15 protein-coding genes are annotated in these 16,797 nt (G+C 53.2%); 4 read left to right on the forward strand and 11 right to left on the reverse strand.

Features of this window, described 5'->3' with window-relative positions; translation table 11 throughout:
- Positions 1–95: 95 nt before the first annotated feature.
- The 7 genes from ABLU87_RS01105 to ABLU87_RS01135 form a co-directional block, all read right to left on the reverse strand.
- Positions 96–1,448: an LLM class flavin-dependent oxidoreductase gene (locus tag ABLU87_RS01105; protein WP_025108422.1), complete on the reverse strand. Its 1,353-nt coding sequence runs from the start codon at positions 1,446–1,448 to the stop codon at positions 96–98.
- A 46-nt stretch (positions 1,449–1,494) separates the two neighbouring features.
- Positions 1,495–2,394 carry an ABC transporter substrate-binding protein gene (locus tag ABLU87_RS01110; protein WP_025108423.1) on the reverse strand — a complete coding sequence of 300 codons (900 nt, stop codon included), beginning with the start codon at positions 2,392–2,394 and terminating at the stop codon, positions 1,495–1,497.
- Between the two features lie 41 nt (positions 2,395–2,435).
- Positions 2,436–3,104: an ABC transporter permease gene (locus ABLU87_RS01115; protein WP_122117540.1), complete on the reverse strand. Its 669-nt coding sequence runs from the start codon at positions 3,102–3,104 to the stop codon at positions 2,436–2,438.
- Positions 3,104–3,733 carry an ABC transporter permease subunit gene (locus ABLU87_RS01120; protein WP_048262552.1) on the reverse strand — a complete coding sequence of 210 codons (630 nt, stop codon included), beginning with the start codon at positions 3,731–3,733 and terminating at the stop codon, positions 3,104–3,106. Before ABLU87_RS01120 ends, ABLU87_RS01115 begins: the two co-directional genes overlap by 1 nt.
- Entirely contained in the window at positions 3,726–4,814 is a 1,089-nt protein-coding gene (locus ABLU87_RS01125) for an ABC transporter ATP-binding protein (RefSeq protein WP_048262569.1), read from the reverse strand. Before ABLU87_RS01125 ends, ABLU87_RS01120 begins: the two co-directional genes overlap by 8 nt.
- Before the next feature lie 178 nt (positions 4,815–4,992).
- Positions 4,993–5,679: an RluA family pseudouridine synthase gene (locus ABLU87_RS01130; protein WP_014229781.1), complete on the reverse strand. Its 687-nt coding sequence runs from the start codon at positions 5,677–5,679 to the stop codon at positions 4,993–4,995.
- A gap of 59 nt (positions 5,680–5,738) precedes the next feature.
- Positions 5,739–6,632 (reverse strand): LysR substrate-binding domain-containing protein, encoded by an 894-nt coding sequence (locus ABLU87_RS01135; RefSeq protein ID WP_004851947.1) that lies wholly within the window; start codon positions 6,630–6,632, stop codon positions 5,739–5,741.
- 315 nt (positions 6,633–6,947) lie between these two features.
- Between ABLU87_RS01135 and pckA the strand changes: the two genes are divergently transcribed.
- Together pckA and ABLU87_RS01145 are read left to right on the forward strand one after the other, a co-directional pair.
- Entirely contained in the window at positions 6,948–8,588 is a 1,641-nt protein-coding gene (gene pckA, locus ABLU87_RS01140; RefSeq protein ID WP_014229780.1) for a phosphoenolpyruvate carboxykinase (ATP), read from the forward strand.
- Between the two features lie 233 nt (positions 8,589–8,821).
- Positions 8,822–9,316, forward strand: coding sequence for a hypothetical protein (locus ABLU87_RS01145; protein WP_014229779.1), 495 nt, complete (start codon positions 8,822–8,824; stop codon positions 9,314–9,316).
- 78 nt (positions 9,317–9,394) lie between these two features.
- On the opposite strand, the gene ABLU87_RS01150 is transcribed toward ABLU87_RS01145, so the two are convergent.
- On the reverse strand, positions 9,395–9,922 hold the full coding sequence (locus ABLU87_RS01150; RefSeq protein ID WP_014229778.1) for a lipocalin family protein: 528 nt from the start codon (positions 9,920–9,922) through the stop codon (positions 9,395–9,397).
- 238 nt (positions 9,923–10,160) lie between these two features.
- Between ABLU87_RS01150 and uraH the strand changes: the two genes are divergently transcribed.
- Complete coding sequence (uraH, locus tag ABLU87_RS01155; protein WP_064358150.1) at positions 10,161–10,571, forward strand: hydroxyisourate hydrolase; 411 nt, start codon at positions 10,161–10,163, stop codon at positions 10,569–10,571.
- A 252-nt stretch (positions 10,572–10,823) separates the two neighbouring features.
- On the opposite strand, the gene ABLU87_RS01160 is transcribed toward uraH, so the two are convergent.
- From ABLU87_RS01160 to ABLU87_RS01170, 3 genes are read right to left on the reverse strand one after another with little or no spacing between them, the layout of a single operon-like run.
- Positions 10,824–11,900: a porin gene (locus ABLU87_RS01160; protein ID WP_048262544.1), complete on the reverse strand. Its 1,077-nt coding sequence runs from the start codon at positions 11,898–11,900 to the stop codon at positions 10,824–10,826.
- 55 nt (positions 11,901–11,955) lie between these two features.
- The gene (locus ABLU87_RS01165) at positions 11,956–13,350 is read right to left on the reverse strand and encodes a M20 family metallopeptidase (protein WP_122117541.1); all 1,395 of its coding nucleotides are present in this window, start codon (positions 13,348–13,350) and stop codon (positions 11,956–11,958) included.
- A gap of 12 nt (positions 13,351–13,362) precedes the next feature.
- Positions 13,363–14,622: an MFS transporter gene (locus ABLU87_RS01170; RefSeq protein ID WP_048262540.1), complete on the reverse strand. Its 1,260-nt coding sequence runs from the start codon at positions 14,620–14,622 to the stop codon at positions 13,363–13,365.
- 105 nt (positions 14,623–14,727) lie between these two features.
- Here ABLU87_RS01170 and ABLU87_RS01175 point away from each other — a divergent pair, with 105 nt between their 5' ends.
- Positions 14,728–16,779 carry a GAF domain-containing protein gene (locus tag ABLU87_RS01175; RefSeq protein WP_183129349.1) on the forward strand — a complete coding sequence of 684 codons (2,052 nt, stop codon included), beginning with the start codon at positions 14,728–14,730 and terminating at the stop codon, positions 16,777–16,779.
- The last annotated feature ends 18 nt before the right edge of the window (positions 16,780–16,797 follow it).

Raw genomic sequence — 16,797 nt, forward strand, 5'->3', positions numbered from 1 at the left:
CGGAGGCGGCGCATTGCGCCTGTCCGGGCTACCGATCCGCAGACGGTTGTGAACCCGTAGCCCGGTCAGCGCAGCGCCACCGGGGAACAGCCGCGCTATGAAGCCAGCGGTTTGCCATCCCCGCGGGCGAAGCGGTTTTCGACGACCGGCAGACCCAGCTTCTCGCGCAGCGTGCCGGTCGGATAGCGATCCCGCATCGCGCCGCTGCGCTGCAGAATCGGCACTACCTGCTCAACGAAGCGGTCGAAGTCCCCCGGCAGCAGCGGGAACATCAGGTTAAAACCATCGGCGGCGCCGGCGCGCCAGGTTTCCGTCAGCGCGCTGGCGATCTCCTCGGCGCTGCCGATGAGCAGCCAGCTATCGGAGCTTTGCAACAGCAGCTTGCCCAACGCCAGGATCGTCAACTGCGGATCGTAATCACGAATCAGCCTGAGGGCGGTGCGGATCCCATCAAAGGTCTCTTCCTCCGGCAGCGGCGGCAGCGGTTGGTCGACGGGATATGCGGATAAATCCATGCGCAGATAGGAAGAGAGCAGGTCGATGGCCATCTGGTCGCTCATTAGCTGCTCGTTAAGCCGCTGGCGTTCCTCCTTTTCCGCGTTTGAATTCACCACCACCGGTAAAACGCCGGCGATGATTTTGAAATGCGCCGGATCCCGGCCGTGGCTGCGCAAACGCTGGTTCATCTCTTCGCGGTAGGCCAGCCCCTCAGCGATAGATTTGATAAACACAAAATGCATATCTGACCAGGCGGCGGCGAGGTTTTTACCCGCCTCCGACGAGCCGGCCTGCACCAGGACCGGGTGCCCCTGCGGCGGGCGAGGGACGTTCAGCGGCCCGCGCACGCGGAAGAACTCGCCCGCGAAATCAAGATGATGCACCTTGCTGGAATCGGCAAACAGCCCGCTGGCTTTGTCATAGCGCACCGCGCCGTCTTCCCACGAGTCCCACAGCTGAGTGACCACATCAATAAACTCACCGGCGCGCTGGTAGCGGCTGCCGTGCTGCGGCAGGTGGTCAAGGCCGAAGTTGGCCGCCTCCTCCTCCAGCCATGAGGTGACGATATTCCAGCTGGCCCGCCCGTTGCTGAGAAAATCGAGGGAGGCAAAATAGCGGGCGAGATTATAGGGCTCGTTATAAGAGGTGGACGCCGTGCCCATCAGGCCGATATGTTCCGTCACCGCCGCCAGCGCCGAGAGGAGAGTGATGGGCTCCAGCCGGGCGTTAGCGTAGTGGGTTAAGCCGCTGGGCACCGTGTCCCAGATAGCGATATGGTCGGCGATAAAAATGGCGTCGAGCGTCGCGGCCTCCGCTTTACGGGCCAGATCGGCATAGTACTTGAGGCTGAAAATTTCCTTCTCCGGCGCCTGCGGGTGACGCCAGGAAAAGCGGTAGTCACCCTGGGGATTGAAGAAGAAAAGGTTCAGGATCATAGGATTATTTGGCATTTTCTCGGCTCAGTTGGAGGTGATGCCTTCCCTGGCATGGCGGCAATCAGTTGCCGTTGAGGTGCGTTTTGACCCACTGTTCGGCCACCGCCGCCGGATCTTTATGCTGCAGATCGACCTGCTGGTTAAGTTCGATCAGCGCGGCGTTGTTCAGCTTGCCGGAGACCTCATTGAGCACTTCGCTGATTTTCGGCGTCAGGCTGGCTTTGCGCACCAGCGGCACCACGTTCTGGCTCGGCTGCTCATGCTTATCATCCTCCAGGACCACCCAATCCTCTTTCGCGAGGTTGCCCTGAGTAGAGACGACCGTGGCGACGTCGATTTTGCCGGAGTTCAGCGCCAGACGGGTCAGCGGCCCGCCCATATCCAGAGATTTCACCGCCTTAAATTCAAGCCCGTAGACGCGCTTAAGGCCCGGCAGGCCCAGGGCGCGCACCGGGAATTCCGGCGGGCCGCCGATAGTCAGCTGATGGGCCACGGGCTGCAGGTCGGAAAGCTTGCTGAGGTGATATTTTTTTGCCGTTTCCGCGCGCACGGCCCAGGCGGTAATGGACGAGGCCGGGGAGGGGGTGAGCAGCGTAAAGTCCGCCGGCAGCGCTTTAGCTAACTCAGCGCTAACGTCGCTCTGGCTGGTAGCCAGCGTTTTGCCGTCATAATAGTTCAGCAGGGCACCGAGATATTCCGGAACAATATCAATTTCGCCGCTCTGCAGCGCCGGAATAATAATCTCGCGATTACCGAGATTAAGACGGGTTTTCACCGCAATATCGTTTTTCTTTAGCGCGCTGGCGTAAATATTGGCAAGGATTGAACTTTCGGTGAAATTCGCTCCGCCAATGGTGACGTCCTGCGCCAGGGCGTTAAAACTTAAGCTTAATAATCCCGCGGTGAATACCGAAAGACGCAAGCGGCGACGATGCGCGGAAATGCTAAATAGCTGCTTCATAATACCTCTTTACCTGCAGGTGGTTTTTTGTTGTTGGGAAATTAATTTATTTGCGTGACCGGCGCCGGAACGATGCGCCGGGAGAGTAATGAAAAAAGCAGCTCGCAGCCGATGGCCAGCAGCGATACCACTAGCGAACCGGCAATGACCTGGGGAATATCGCGCTGGCCAAGTCCGTCGATCAGAAAGCGCCCGAGGCCGCCAAGGCCGGCGTAGGCGGCGACGACGGCGGTCGCGATCAGCTGTACCAGCGCGGTCCGCAGGCCGGCGAGTATCAGCGGCGCGGCGAGCGGTATCCGCAGCTGCCACAGGCTCTGGAGTGGCGTCATGCCCAGCGCTCTTGCCGCATCGCACAGCTGACGGTCGGCATGATAAATGCCAACCCAGGCGTTGGTGAGGATCGGCGGAATCGACATCGCCACCAGCGCGGTAAAGACCGGAATATCATTAAAGCCAAACACAATAATGCATAAAAGAATTAAACCTAAAGAGGGAATGGCGCGACCAATATTAAACAGATTAATAATCACAAACGCGCCCTTGCGCCAGTAGCCGAGAATAATCCCCAGCGGCAGCGCAATCGCCGAGGCAACGACGATGCTGATCAGCACATAATAAAGATGCTCGCGCAGGCGAAGTAATATTCCCGCATCGCCTGTCCAGTGCTGCGGTTGTAATAACCAGTGAAATGTTGCTTGCAGGATATCCATTAGCGGGCCCACGGCGTTAGCCAATAGCCGACGCGGGCAATCAGCGAATCCAACAGCAGAGATAGCGCAACGCTGAGCACCAGGCTGACCGCGATAGGCGTGACAAAGTTCTGGTTAAACCCGGCTAACAGAAGCTGCCCGAGACCGCCCTGGCCAATTAAGGCGGTGACCGTCACCAGCCCGACCAGCGTCACCGAAGCGATGCGTAACCCGGCGAACAGCGAGGGCAGCAGCAGATGCAGCTCTATATCGACAAAACGAAACCAGCGGGTATAGCCCAGCGCGCGCGCCGACTCCAGCACCGTCGCCGGGAGTTTCTCTATTCCGGCGATAACGTTGCGCAGCAGGATCAGCAGCGAGTAGAGCGTCAGGCCGATGATTGAGGTCATCAGCGACAGTCCGGTAAACGGCAGTAATAGAATAAACAGCGCCAGAGACGGGATGGTGAACAGTATCCCGCACAGGTAGATCAGCGGCTGGGCGGCCGCGGGCCAGCGCAGCGTCAGGCTAATCAATACGCCGGTGAAGAGGGTGCCGAAAAACAGCGAAACGATCACCAGCTGTATATGCTGCCAGAGCAGTTCACCGATCATGATTTTGTTGTCGAGGATCCACGGCCAGTCAATCATAGCGGCGAAGATCCACGCGGCCTTCCAGCACGTTCTGCAGCAGAGCGTGGGAGATGCTGCCCTGATATTCACCGTCGGTATCGACATGAACCACTACGCCGCCGGGCGCATCCAGCAGTGCGCTGTAGGCAAAGCGCAGCGTGTTGATGGCCGCCAGCGGCGCGTCGACCGGCAGCGTGCGGCGCTTAACCGGATCGAACCAGTTCAGCGGACGCCGTTTTTTGTCCAGCACCAGGCGCAGCGGACTGGCGACCGGCGGATGCGGGCTGGCGATGGGGGAGAGGCTCTCATCAATAAGCGGCACGTCATGGCGTGGGAGCTGTCCGACCTGAATTCTCCCCAGCCGCTGCAGATTCGGTTCGGGGCCGATAAAACGGCGCACAAAGTCGCTGGCCGGATGCGACAAAATATGGTCAGGCGTGGCGAACTGCGCCAGCTCGCCGCCCTCCTGGAAGATAGCGATTCTATCGCCAAGGCGAATCGCTTCATTGATATCATGGGTCACCAGGACGATCGTTTTGCGCAGACGCTGTTGCAGCAACAGCAGCTCGTCCTGCAGGCGCTCGCGAACCACCGGGTCGATGGCGGCGAATGGTTCGTCCATCAGGAGAATAGGCGGATCGGCGGCCAGCGCTCTGGCGATCGCTACGCGCCCCTGCTGGCCGCCGGAAAGCTGGTGCGGATAGCGGGGCAGGACGTTGCGGTCGAGAGACATCAAATCCACTAATTCGTCGATGCGCGCCTGGATATGCTTTTTGCTCCAGCCGAGAAGGCGCGGAACCGTGGCTATATTTTGCGCGACCGTACGATGCGGAAAGAGGGCGGCGCTTTGCATGACAAAGCCAATTTGGCGGCGCACCTGAATAATATCGGCAGCGGCAAGCTTAACGCCCTGAACGTATACGTCACCGGCGTCAGGAATATCCAGCTGATTAATCATCCGCAGAATGGTTGTTTTTCCGCACCCGCTGGGGCCAACGAAAGTGCACAGTTCGCCGCTATTAATCACCAGATTAAGGCCGCGAATAGCCGCATGCGCGCTGCCGGGGTAGGTCTTGCGAATATTATCGAGTTTAATCATAAAGCCGTTGCGCCCTGAATGTTCTTTCATGAAAAGCATGAATAGAGCACAAGCTACAGAGGCGGTGATTAACGAGCAAATATGATATTTGCATTTGCAATGCCGCGATTCGAATTAAAGCGTCGACGTCAATCAGCGTGCGGGAGAGATTCGGTAAAAGGGCTGGCGAGCGGGCGAGTTAAAACCCGCTGGGGCTTATCGCATCGATCCGCTCTCCGCTAACCGGATGCACGAAATGCAGTTCGCTGGCGTGCAGCATCAGACGCGGCGCCTGTTCTGTTCCCGGAAGCAACAGACCGCCGTACAGATCGCAGCCCAGAATAGGGTGGCCAAGCCACTGGCAGTGGATACGCAGCTGATGGGTGCGGCCGGTTTCCGGCGTCAGCTGGACCCGCGTCACCGGCACGCTACCTTGATAGCGCAGGCGCTCAACCACCCGATAGCCGGAGCGGGCAGGCTTGCCGCGGCGCGGGCAAATCGTCATCAGCGGAAACAGCGCCGGATCTTTGGCTATCGGAGCGTCAACGGTTCCTTCATCATCCGCCAGATGCCCGCACAGCAGCGCGCTGTAGACTTTGCTCACCGCACGCTGGCTGAACTGCTGGCAGAGCGCGGCGTTGATGGCCTTGTTGCGCGCAATCACCATCAGTCCGGAGGTGCCGAAATCAAGACGATGCGCCAGAGTGCAGCCGGGAAACCGCTGTACCAGCCGATAATGCACCGAGTCGAGATTACGCGGATTTTTCCCCGACAGACTCAGCAGGCCCGAGGGTTTATCGATCAGCAGCAGATGGTCATCCTCGTAGAGGATGTCGATTTCAGCGTGGCACGGCGGGGCGATAAAGGTATCGATAATCGTAGACATCAGGCTGCACGGAGAGGGAGTGGATGCGGATGATAGCGAATTTCCCGCCGCCATGCGAGTTATGCGGTCACGGTATTCATAGACTTAATATGCTGCCAGAAGCGCTCGGCTGACTGGTTGAGCCGCGCGCCGGAGCGGTAAATATAGGCGCCGATCGGCAGCGACAGGCTCTCATCCATAATCGTCAGGCGGCCCTCCTCAAGCTCGCGCTTGATAGAGTACTGCGGCAGCCAGCCCACGCCGTCTCCGTTGAGGATCATGCGTTTTAATAGCTCGCTCATCGAGGAGACAAAGGTCAGCGAGAAGGTGATCTCCGGCTTGCGGTCGATCACCTGATTCACCTGGCGCCCCATATAGCTGTCGTTGGCGTATTTCATCAGCGGCAGCACCCCGCGGTGTAAATGAAAAAGCGGCCTGCCGTGTTTATCGCAGGGAGAAACGAGGTGCAGCGCCGAGTCAAAAATTTTGTGATTGATAAACGGATAGTTCATCAGCTCTTCATTATAAAATGACAGGATAAAATCACTTTTGCCTTCTTTCAGGTTGAACACCGCATCGTTGACGTTAATCGATTCAACATGAAAAGTTTTATTCTTTCGGTCGGTATAACCGGCGATGATTTCCGGAAGTAATAAAACGGAAAGCGACGGCGCCGCGTCGATTCTTATTTTCTGGGTGGTGTTGTTCAGCCCTTTAATTCGGCTAATCTGGAAGTCCATGTCGTCGAGCATATTTCGCGCATAGCCGACAAAAATCTTCCCGCGGTTGGTCAGCTGCAGCGGGTTTGCCGAACGGTCGAAGATGCTGAAGCCCAGCGACGCCTCGAGCGCCTGGATGCGGCGGCTGAAGGAGGACTGGGAAATATTGCGGCTTTTTGCCGCCAGGGTAAAGCTTCTGGATTCCTCAAGGGCAATCACATCGTAAAGCCATTTTACTTCAAGATTCGCCAGCACCGATCCGTTCCTCTGCCCTGCAATAATAGCTATGCAATTTTAGCATGACGTATAGAAACTATGCAATTAACATAATTATCTACAGGTGTTAACATTTTTTGCAGAGTTAGCTTATGACTTATTCGTGCAAACGATATTTCTAAAGTTCAGGCGACACCCTACACGAGCACGATTTTACATCGCCGGCTCTGGTCTGTTCATCCTGTTTATTTAATTTCACGATGGTTTTTTTATTAAAATAAATCCATCCGCTTAGCTGACAGGTTGAAATACCCTAATAGCATCTTATCCAGCCAATAGTTTGTCAGGAGTGCCATGTCACGTATTGAATCAGTAAAAGACGCTCTTCTTTCGCTCGGTATTCAGGAGAGCAGCGAGCTGTTTTATAACCCCGATTACGACTTGCTGATTGCGCATGAAACCAGCCCGGAATTAACCGGCGCGGCGCGCGGCGTCATGACCGAGTCCGGGGCCGTTGCCGTGGATACCGGGATCTTTACCGGGCGCTCGCCGCGCGACAAATATATTGTCAGGGACGATCTGACGCGTGACACCGTCTGGTGGGCCGACTCCGGCCTTGGCCGCAACGACAATAAGCCGCTATCCACCGAGATATGGGCAGATCTGAAGGCGCTGGTCGCCGGACAGCTGAGCGGCAAGAAATTATATGTCGTTGATGCGTGGTGCGGCGCCAGCCCGGCAACGCGCCTGGGCGTCCGCTTCGTCACCGAAGTGGCCTGGCAGGCGCACTTTGTCAAAAACATGTTTATTGCGCCGAGCGCAGAGGAGCTGGCTGAATTTACGCCGGACTTCGTCGTCCTCAACGGTGCGGGCTGCACCAACGATAAATGGCAGGAGCAGGGGCTCAACTCCGAGAACTTTGTCGCGTTTAACCTGAGCGAAAAAATTCAGCTTATCGGCGGCACCTGGTACGGCGGCGAGATGAAAAAAGGCCTCTTCTCGGTGATGAACTATCTGCTCCCGCAGCAGGGCATCGCCTCGATGCACTGCTCGGCGAACCGCGGTGAAGCGGGGGACGTGGCCCTGTTCTTCGGTCTTTCCGGCACCGGTAAGACCACGCTTTCCACCGATCCGCTGCGTCAGCTGATCGGCGATGACGAGCACGGCTGGGATGATGACGGCGTGTTCAACTTCGAAGGCGGCTGCTATGCCAAGACGATTAATCTTGACCCGCAGGCCGAGCCGGAAATCTATCGCGCGATTCGTCGTAACGCGCTGCTGGAAAACGTGGTGGTCAGAGCCGATGGCAGCGTGGATTACGCCGATGGCAGCAAGACCGAAAATACCCGCGTCTCTTATCCGCTATCGCATATTGAAAACATCGTGAAACCGGTGTCGCGCGCGGGCCATCCGTCGAAGGTGATTTTCCTTGCCGCCGATGCCTTTGGCGTCCTGCCGCCGGTATCCCGTCTGACGACCGAGCAGATGCAGTATCACTTCCTGTCTGGCTTTACCTCGAAGCTGGCCGGTACCGAACGCGGCATTACTCAGCCCACGCCAACGTTCTCTGCCTGCTACGGCGCGGCGTTCCTGCTGCTGCACCCGACGCAGTACGCCAGCGTTCTGGCGGCCAAAATGGCGGAGGCCGGCGCCGAGGCCTGGCTGGTTAACACCGGCTGGAACGGCGAAGGCAAGCGCCTTTCGCTGCGCGACACGCGCAATATCATCAGCGCGATTTTAAACGGGACCACCGGCGAGCTTCGCGAAGAAACGGTACCGGTATTCGGTCTCGCTATCCCGCAAAGCGTGCCTGGCGTGGACAGCGCGCTGCTTGACCCGCGTAGCGGCTGGCCTTCTGCCGACAAATGGCAGGAGAAGGCCGAGAGTCTGGCGCAACTGTTTATGGATAACTTTAAGCAATATACCGATACCGATGCCGGCGCGCGGCTGGCGTTAGCCGGCCCAACGCTGACAAAATCAGCCGTCACCGCCTAAACTCTTTTTTCAGTGACCAACCCGGGCAGCCGCCCGGGTTTTTTACGTCAGCCCTCGCCGGGGGAGTGGCGCAGGAACTTGACTCTGCCTGGTTAGCGATTATAAATAAAGGGATGCAGGGCTAAGTATTGGGGCTAAATAATTTCATGACATCATTGTTATGAGAATTATCCTGGCAACCCTGCGGCGATGACTTCCCCGATACGCTGATATTAATAAATAAAGGAATGACTATGAAACTCTGGAGTAAAACGCTGATCGCTTCTGCCGTTTGCTTAATTCTCGCCGGCTGTGATGATTCATCAAAAGTTGATGCAAATCTGGATAAAGCAAAAGATAACGCGCAGCAAATTAAAGAGGCGGCGTCCGATAAAGCCGAAGCAATTAAGGATGAAGCGGATAAACACATTGATGCGATAAAAAAACAGGCGGCGGACGAGGCGAACAATCTCAGCAGCCAGGCCTCCAGCATCAAGGCGGAAGCGGATAAAAAAGCGGAAGCTATTGCTCAGCAAGCCCAGGCCCAGGCTGATGCCGTGAAGCAGGATGCCCGGCAGAAAAGCGACCAAATCGTGCAGGAAGCGGGAAAAATTAAAGACAGCGCGATTGTTGATGCCAATAACCTGGCCAACGATGCGGCGAATAAAACCAAAGAGATTAAAGAGAGTATTGCTCCCGCTAAAACCGCAGAAGAGGCGGCCGACTCCAGCCAGCCGTCATCGCACTAATTATTTATCGTCTTCCAGCCTTATCGCCACACTATCTTCAGCTCGTTGGTTCGCTGAAGATAGTGTGGATTCAGCCTGTTACCCGTGGTTCACCCAGACTAATTTTTCTACCGGGAAGCCGAGATCCCGCGCGATGCGCAGATACTCCTGCTTAATGGATTCCGGGATGGTCGGCGTGCGCGACAGGATCCACAGATAGCCGCGATCGGGACCGCTGACCAGCGCATACTGATACTGGCTATCCAGCGCGATCACGTTGTAGCCGCCGTAAAACGGGCCAAAGAAGGAGACTTTCAGCGCGGCGGTGGTTGGCGCTGCGGTAAAATACGCTTTACCTTCGCTCTCGCTCCATTTCTGTTTCCGCGGATCGTAACCGCGGTTAACCACGCTGATGCCGCCATCGCTGCGCTGACCATACGTTGCGGTAACCCGCTCCAGGCCGCGTTCAAAACGATTTTCGAGCCGGGCAACCTCATACCATTTCCCCAGATAACGGCTTGCGTCAAAGTTATTTATCGGCTGGACCCCCTTGGGCGGAGTGGGGGATTTACAGGCGACAAGCGTCAGGGCGATAGCCACACCCGTCAGAACTGGCCATATCTTCATGTGAATTCCTTTTGTGAACGCGGAGGAAAATAAGTATAGCGCAAGCGCGCGGGCCTTTATTCACGCCCCAGGGATGCACCTTATATTCAGATAATTCTATCACTTCGAATGGGCTGTTGCCCTGCTCGCTATTTTCCTCGTCCTGCTTCCGTTAAGGTGATTATCACAAAAAGTTGAATATATTTTAGCGGCCCAGGTGCTAACGTTTGAACGTTATTATTCACAACGGGAAAACATCGTGAAAAAATTATCCAGTTTGATTTTGTTATCTGCTATGTCTGTCGCTCCAGCCGCATTTAGCGCCCCCGTCGGGACGCTCAGCGTGCATATTCTCAATCAGCAGACGGGTCTGCCTTCATCGGGCGTGACGGTCACCCTTGAAAAACAGCAGGCGAATAAATGGACAGCGCTGGCCACCAGCGTCACCGACAACGATGGTCGTATTAAATCGCTCTATCCAGCTGAAGGGGATATGCAGCCGGGGATTTATAAAGTGACCTTCAAAACCGGCGATGACTTCAGCAAACAGAAACTGGCCTCGTTTTTCCCGGAGATCCCGGTTCTCTTCACCGTCACGCGCACCAATGAAAAGCTGCATATTCCACTGCTGCTCAGCCAGTATGGTTACTCCACCTATAAAGGCAGCTAATCGCTACGTCCATTCTGAATAAGCAAAAAGCCTGCGCGCAAGCAGGCTTTTATCGGGCGACTATCGGGAGATAGCCGTGCTGAGTGATTCTGCTGGAGGATCCTTAAAAATCCTCTTCTCTGGATTATTATCTGGAAGCGTGCTATCAACCGCATCCCCTGTCGGGGATTATGGCGCAGAAGATCTTGCACATTAAAAACCAGAAACAGGTCTGGGCTCGTTGACCGGACCTGCTTGCGTGGCGGCTGGATATTAAAACTGCCAGGTCATGCCAACGCCAAAAGTGTCGTCGGTCGAAATACTGAAAGGCGTATTTTTATCCAGCTGATTTATTTTGTAATCGACATAGGTAAAGAAATTCTTGTTCAGGAACCAGGACAGGTTAATATCGAGATATTTCATTAAATAGATATCACCGCTATTCTCGATATCTTTTCCTCGCGACTGGAACCAACCAATGCCGGGAATAATGCCGTTATCAAAAACATAGCGGGTATAAACTTCGAAGTTTTCACTTTTATTCGCATAGCCATAATTTTTGATAGGTGTAATATTATATCCTTGAGAATATTTTACCGCCGCATAAAGACTGCCAGAATCGTATTTAAAACCGGTAGCCCACATTTCCGCGTGCTTACCACCACCGTAGGCCAAAGCCTCCTGTTCCGCCGTGCGTCGTGAGTTGCCGTAAGCGGCCAGCAGAGAGCCGCCCCAGTCGAAATCGTAGCTAACCGATGCGCCTGCGCCATCACCGTTAGAACCATAGACTGAACGGCTGCTATTGTTACTCCCGGATCCGTTCTTTCCCTGATATTGCAGAGCGAATTTAAGGTTATCGTTCAGGCCGAAGAAGTTGGTGTTACGCCAGGTTAACAGCCCGTTGGCTCTGCCCGTAAGAAAGCCATCGGTATAGCTATCGGTCATGATGTCAAAGATTGGCGCATAGTCGGTTATGCTGGCGACGTCATAGAGCACGCCGGAATTTCTTCCATAGTCGATGGAACCCAGGTCAGCGTATTTTAACCCGGCATAAGCATAGCGGGTTTTGGTACCGTCTGAACCGTCAGATTCCGCGCGATTTCCCTGAATATTATATTCCCATTGACCAAAGCCGGTGAGCTCGTCATTAATTTTAGTCATGCCCTTAATACCTAATCTGAAATAGGTATTATCGCCATCAATGGTTGTATCATCGCTAAAATAGTGGCGAGCACGAATGCTACCATATAGATCTAATTTATTGCCATCCTTATTATATATTTCTGCCGCAGGGGCTGCTGCGGACGTAAGAATAACCACCGCAAGCAGTGTGTTTTTATACATTTTCATTTTTAGCGCCTCATCATTTTAGAATAAAGGCGGTATGGAACCGCCTTTGCATTAGTTATCTGTTTAGTGAGCGTGGCCTTGCGTCTTGAGGAATTAGCGAGCGGTACTCTTCGTGGTCTCTTTGCTCAAGGTGTTCTTCCTTCGCTTGTGAAATGATCGCTGGGGTGGTGAGAACGCGAATTGCCGAGGCGGCTATCACACGACCAGCCAGCAGCAGCCCCTTGTGGGCGTAGGAGGTTTTTCCCTGGGTAACCATCTGCCATGAGTGCGGTGGTGTGCCCCAGGCGCAGGTGGTGATATAGACCTGGCCGACAGGCAGCAGCCAGCTCACGTCACCAACGTCCGTTGAGCCATTGAGGAAATCAGGTTCCTGGCGAAACGGCGTGATGTCTTCGGATAGCGTGCGGCCCCTTTTGGCGACTTTGCGCTTTTCTTCCTCAGAAAAGGTCTCTTGTATCGCCTGGGCGAAGGCTTTTTCTTCAGGGCTAAAGGTGACCGGGCCAGTTTTGAGCAACTCTTCGTTCATTACGCTGGCGAGGGTGACGTTAGGGATAAGATCGGCCGAGGCCGCATCAAATTCAATGGTGACTTCCGTTCCGGTCATCAGCGCCGCGCCGCGAGCGACATCGTCAACGCGCTGAGTGATTTCTCGAACTTCCTGCATTTTGGGTGAGCGTACTTTGTACAGAACATGGGCCTCAGACTGCACCACGTTTGGCGCGTTGCCACCCGCGTTGGTGATGGCGTAGTGGAGCCGCGCTTCAGGAATAATATGTTCACGCAGGAAATTGGCCCCAACGTTCATCAGCTCAACGCCGTCAAGCGCGCTGCGCCCCATGTGCGGACTGAATGCTGCGTGGGTGCTTTTGCCTTTAAACAGATATTTCACCTGGTTAGTCGCAAGCATTCTGGCGTTGTAGGCCAGATTCTCGTCCCACGGGTGCCAGGTGAACGCGACGTCAACACCGTCAAACAGCCCGGCACGCGCCATATAGGCCTTGCCGCCGCCGCCTTCTTCAGCCGGGCAGCCAAAGTATTTCACCGTTCCCGCCAGGCCGAGTTCTTGCATACAGGCTTTGGTCGCTAGCGCAGCTGCCAGCGCACCTGCGCCAAGAAGGTTATGCCCGCAGCCGTGGCCGTTTCCCGCAGCGACGACGGGAGAAAAAATATCGCAATTGGCCTGCTGGCTTAATGAGGGCAGGGCGTCATATTCGCCGAGAAAAGCAATGACCGGTTCGCCGCTGCCGTAGGTGGCGACAAACGCCGTATCGATGCCGCCAGCCTTTCGTGTGACCTGAAAGCCATTGTCTTCAAGCGCTTGCGCCATCAGTTCAGCAGACTGCGCTTCTTCATAGCGCACTTCGGCAAATTCCCAGATCTTGTCGCTAACGGCGGTAATACGTTCACGTTGTTGTTCAATCGTACGTTCAATAATCGATAAGTAGTTCATCGTTTCTCTCTTTTATTGGGATACATTAGATGTCGCTTCGGCCTGAGCCGCGCCAGTAGAATGAGTAATGGACAGTGCGATCAGGCAGGTGATGACCGCGCAGGCAATGATCGACAGGAAAGCGGTGGCGTAGTTTTGTTGGGTCAGCTTCAGTAAGTATCCGATCATAAGCGGCGATAAGAAGGAACCTATCTGCGCAATTGAGTTAATAAACCCCGTTGCGGTACCTACTGAGGCCTTTGGAAATTGTTTGATGATGGTAACGAACACGCTGATGCTGATGGCGTTAAGGAATATGTTAGATAGCGAAAGCCAGGCAAAGGCAATCGGCACGGAAGAGGCGTTAAACATCAGCCAGATGAACAGCGCTGAGACAGAAGAGCCAATCGCAATCAGGTATTTTTCGCGACCCTGAAAATACCTGTCGAGCAGCCACCCACAAAACAAAAATGAGGCAAAGCCCAGGGCCGGCGGCAGCATTGACCATGCGCCCATGGATACCATGCTCATCCCTTTGACTTTCACCCAATAGGATGGCAGCCAGGACTGCAAACCCCAGAATACAATATTGGTAAAGAAGTAGCAGGCGGCGATTTGCCATGTTAATGGGCGGCGAATAATATTCAACAAACGCTGCTTTTCGGGGATGCTACCGTGCGCTGCGGATGGCTGTGGCATCGTAACGCCAGCGGTGTCCGGGGCGCTGGAGCGCAGGACGCACCACAGGCAGAAAGCCAGAATCAGGCCAGCGATACCCAAAACAAAGAACATGATTCGCCAGTTGTACCAGGTAATCAGCGTAGATACGACCACCGAGCCAACGGCGAACCCGACCGATGCGCCAGATTGCAGAAATGATTTAGCGCGCGCCATTTTGCTTCTTTCAAACCTTTGGGCGATGACAACGGAGCTTCCTGCAGGGAAAACCGCTTCCCCCATTCCGACAAAAAAACGCGTAACTGCCAGCGTGAAAACGCTGCTTGCCATTCCGCCCATAGCGGTGGCAACGGACCACAGGGCAACCGCACCGGTTAAGATGGTTTTACTGCCCATCCGGTCAACAAGGTAGCCGCCAATAAGCTGGGTGAGCGAATAGGCAAGGAAAAAACCGCTGATGACCATACCGGTTTGTTCACTTCCCAGTCCAAAATCAGCAGAAATTGGAATGATCGCAATATTAATAGCGGCTTTATCGATAAACCCTACGACCCAACACAGAAACAATATCAGGATTATCAAATTGTTTTTATTCTTGAATGTAGCACTGAGCATAAAGTTCCCTCATAAGACATGAGATGATGTGATTTTGTCCTTGCTACCCTTACAGAAGTGATGATAAATATCTATGTGTAACCATACACTCAAGAGATGATTTTTATGTACAATCCTACATTTGATAATAATTCTGACTCATTACGTAAATCCTTGAGTGTTGTGTCTATACGGTATTTTCCACAGTCGAATGTGCATATTGAACATTCCGATTTACGTTACGACTCGCTAATGGCGGGAGACACGTCCGGTTTTGAAGATAAAAATGAATCGTACATATTAATTCGTGAAAGGGATGGTGATTGCATGGTGATTAATATTATTTGCCTGCATATTGAATCATTGCGTATTGCCATCCGGACGGAACGCGCGCTACTAAGTGAAGAAAATGTCAGAGTATTTCTCAGTGAAGTGAAAATACTACTTTTAACTGAAGTAATTAATTATCAAAATACGATGTTCACGAAGATTAGCGACAATACCTGGCATCTCGCCTCCGGGCTTTCGCATGAGGTTGTTACGCAGCATGTTATTGACGGCGCGCTGAAGACTATTGCATATAGCGATGCGGCAATCTTTCGTATTTATGATGATAAAAGCGACCGGCTGGTTCCGGTTGCAATGACAGGATTTAAAAATAATTATTATGATTATATTGTAGGTCTGCATGAATCGATATCCGGTAAAGTGTTTAAATCAATGCAGACGGCGGTCTTGAACTCACGGGAAGAAATTAACCACAGCTTTACGGCAAGCTCTTCCTTGCGTGATGAAATACTTAAAGATAACCCGCTGGCAACTTCGCTTATTTGCGTGCCGGTATACGATCAGTCGGCATGCTATGGCACATTGACTATGCTTTCATTTAGCCGACAGTTTGTATTTAACTCTTTAGCAAAATCGCTACTCGAAACCTATTCATCGCAGGTGGCGCTGGCCTGGCGCAATGCCCGTCTCTATGATGAACGCACGGAAAGTCTGCGGGTCGTTGAAGACCTACGCAATCAGCTGCAGGCGCAAAACACGTTGCTGAACGCGAGCGTGGATTTTTATAATTTGATGGTCTCATTGTCTATTAAATACAATAGACTAGGTGATTTTATCGCGGCGATCGCTTCACATCTCTCTTTGGATCTTAACTATCTGGATGTACTGGGAAACCAGAGTTTAAGTGAATCGCTTAGTGCATTGACGTGGAGTCACTTGCGCGCCTCTGCCGGCGAAAAAAATGTGTCGACAATCATTGTGGGCGATAGAGACTATTGCCTGCTTCCTCTTGAAAATGAGGGGCGCTTGCTCGCCTTTTTTATCATGAGAAACCCGGACTTAAATGAACATGTATCATCGATTATCTCCAGACTAAAAGAGTTTGTGATAATGGAGATCGTCAAGCAGGCGGGTTCTGTTGCGCTGGAGAATAAAAAGAATCTGGATCTTATCGCTGAGATTATGGTGATTGGATTGACGGCAGAAAGTGAAATATCATTTGCCCGCAGGGGCATCGTTCTGCATAAATCAGTACTGTGCATTAAGCTAACAGCACCACAAGTGACCAGCGATGAAATACACTATTTGTCGACAATCAACGTTCTCACCAGAGACTTCGCATTGAAAAACGTTTTTCATTATTTTGACGCTGACGTGATAACGTTAATCATATTTGATATGAATGAGCAAAAGCTTTTCACTCTTGAGGAAAAAGTAATCGCGCGCTATCAGCAGGACAAGCTTTATAAAGTGGGGGTGAGTTCAGTTCTGCGACGCCAGGAGGTTATCACCAGCATTAAACAAGCTAATACTGCGCTTGATGTTCTTAAAACCAGAAATAAAAGTGGCGTAATGAGTTTTCGTCATTCAGGTATTGATCGCTTGTTTATAAAACATACCCCTGAGGAACTAAAAGACTTTATCCTGGATCTGCTTTCACCTGTGCTGGAAGAGAATAACAAACCTGGTATATTGTTGGTGACGATTATCTGTTTTTTAAAAAACAGGCAGTCCGCAGTGAATACTGCAGAGGAGATGGGCATTCACGTCAATACGCTGTATCAACGGATTAAGAAGTTCGAAACGCTAACCGGTTTAAGCCTCAATAATGCAGACGAATTTATTATGATTGCCCTGACGTGCCATATGAGTCGGTTTTATCTTAGTTAAATGGTAGCCGGTAACTGA

The organism is Klebsiella sp. CB_Kp196 (assembly GCF_040061575.1).
GTDB classification, from domain to species: Bacteria; Pseudomonadota; Gammaproteobacteria; order Enterobacterales; family Enterobacteriaceae; genus Klebsiella; species Klebsiella michiganensis.

Bases quoted from the DNA above. Each gene is read 5' to 3' on its own strand.
- ABLU87_RS01120 (WP_048262552.1), bottom strand. From the start codon at position 3,733: ATGATTGACTGGCCGTGGATCCTCGACAACAAAATCATGATCGGTGAA.
- ABLU87_RS01165 (WP_122117541.1), bottom strand. From the start codon at position 13,350: ATGAACTACTTATCGATTATTGAACGTACGATTGAACAACAACGTGAA.
- ABLU87_RS01160 (WP_048262544.1), bottom strand. From the start codon at position 11,900: ATGAAAATGTATAAAAACACACTGCTTGCGGTGGTTATTCTTACGTCC.
- ABLU87_RS01150 (WP_014229778.1), bottom strand. From the start codon at position 9,922: ATGAAGATATGGCCAGTTCTGACGGGTGTGGCTATCGCCCTGACGCTT.
- ABLU87_RS01110 (WP_025108423.1), bottom strand. From the start codon at position 2,394: ATGAAGCAGCTATTTAGCATTTCCGCGCATCGTCGCCGCTTGCGTCTT.
- ABLU87_RS01170 (WP_048262540.1), bottom strand. From the start codon at position 14,622: ATGCTCAGTGCTACATTCAAGAATAAAAACAATTTGATAATCCTGATA.
- ABLU87_RS01115 (WP_122117540.1), bottom strand. From the start codon at position 3,104: ATGGATATCCTGCAAGCAACATTTCACTGGTTATTACAACCGCAGCAC.
- ABLU87_RS01130 (WP_014229781.1), bottom strand. From the start codon at position 5,679: ATGTCTACGATTATCGATACCTTTATCGCCCCGCCGTGCCACGCTGAA.
- ABLU87_RS01145 (WP_014229779.1), top strand. From the start codon at position 8,822: ATGAAACTCTGGAGTAAAACGCTGATCGCTTCTGCCGTTTGCTTAATT.
- ABLU87_RS01125 (WP_048262569.1), bottom strand. From the start codon at position 4,814: ATGATTAAACTCGATAATATTCGCAAGACCTACCCCGGCAGCGCGCAT.
- ABLU87_RS01175 (WP_183129349.1), top strand. From the start codon at position 14,728: ATGTACAATCCTACATTTGATAATAATTCTGACTCATTACGTAAATCC.
- ABLU87_RS01105 (WP_025108422.1), bottom strand. From the start codon at position 1,448: ATGCCAAATAATCCTATGATCCTGAACCTTTTCTTCTTCAATCCCCAG.
- pckA (WP_014229780.1), top strand. From the start codon at position 6,948: ATGTCACGTATTGAATCAGTAAAAGACGCTCTTCTTTCGCTCGGTATT.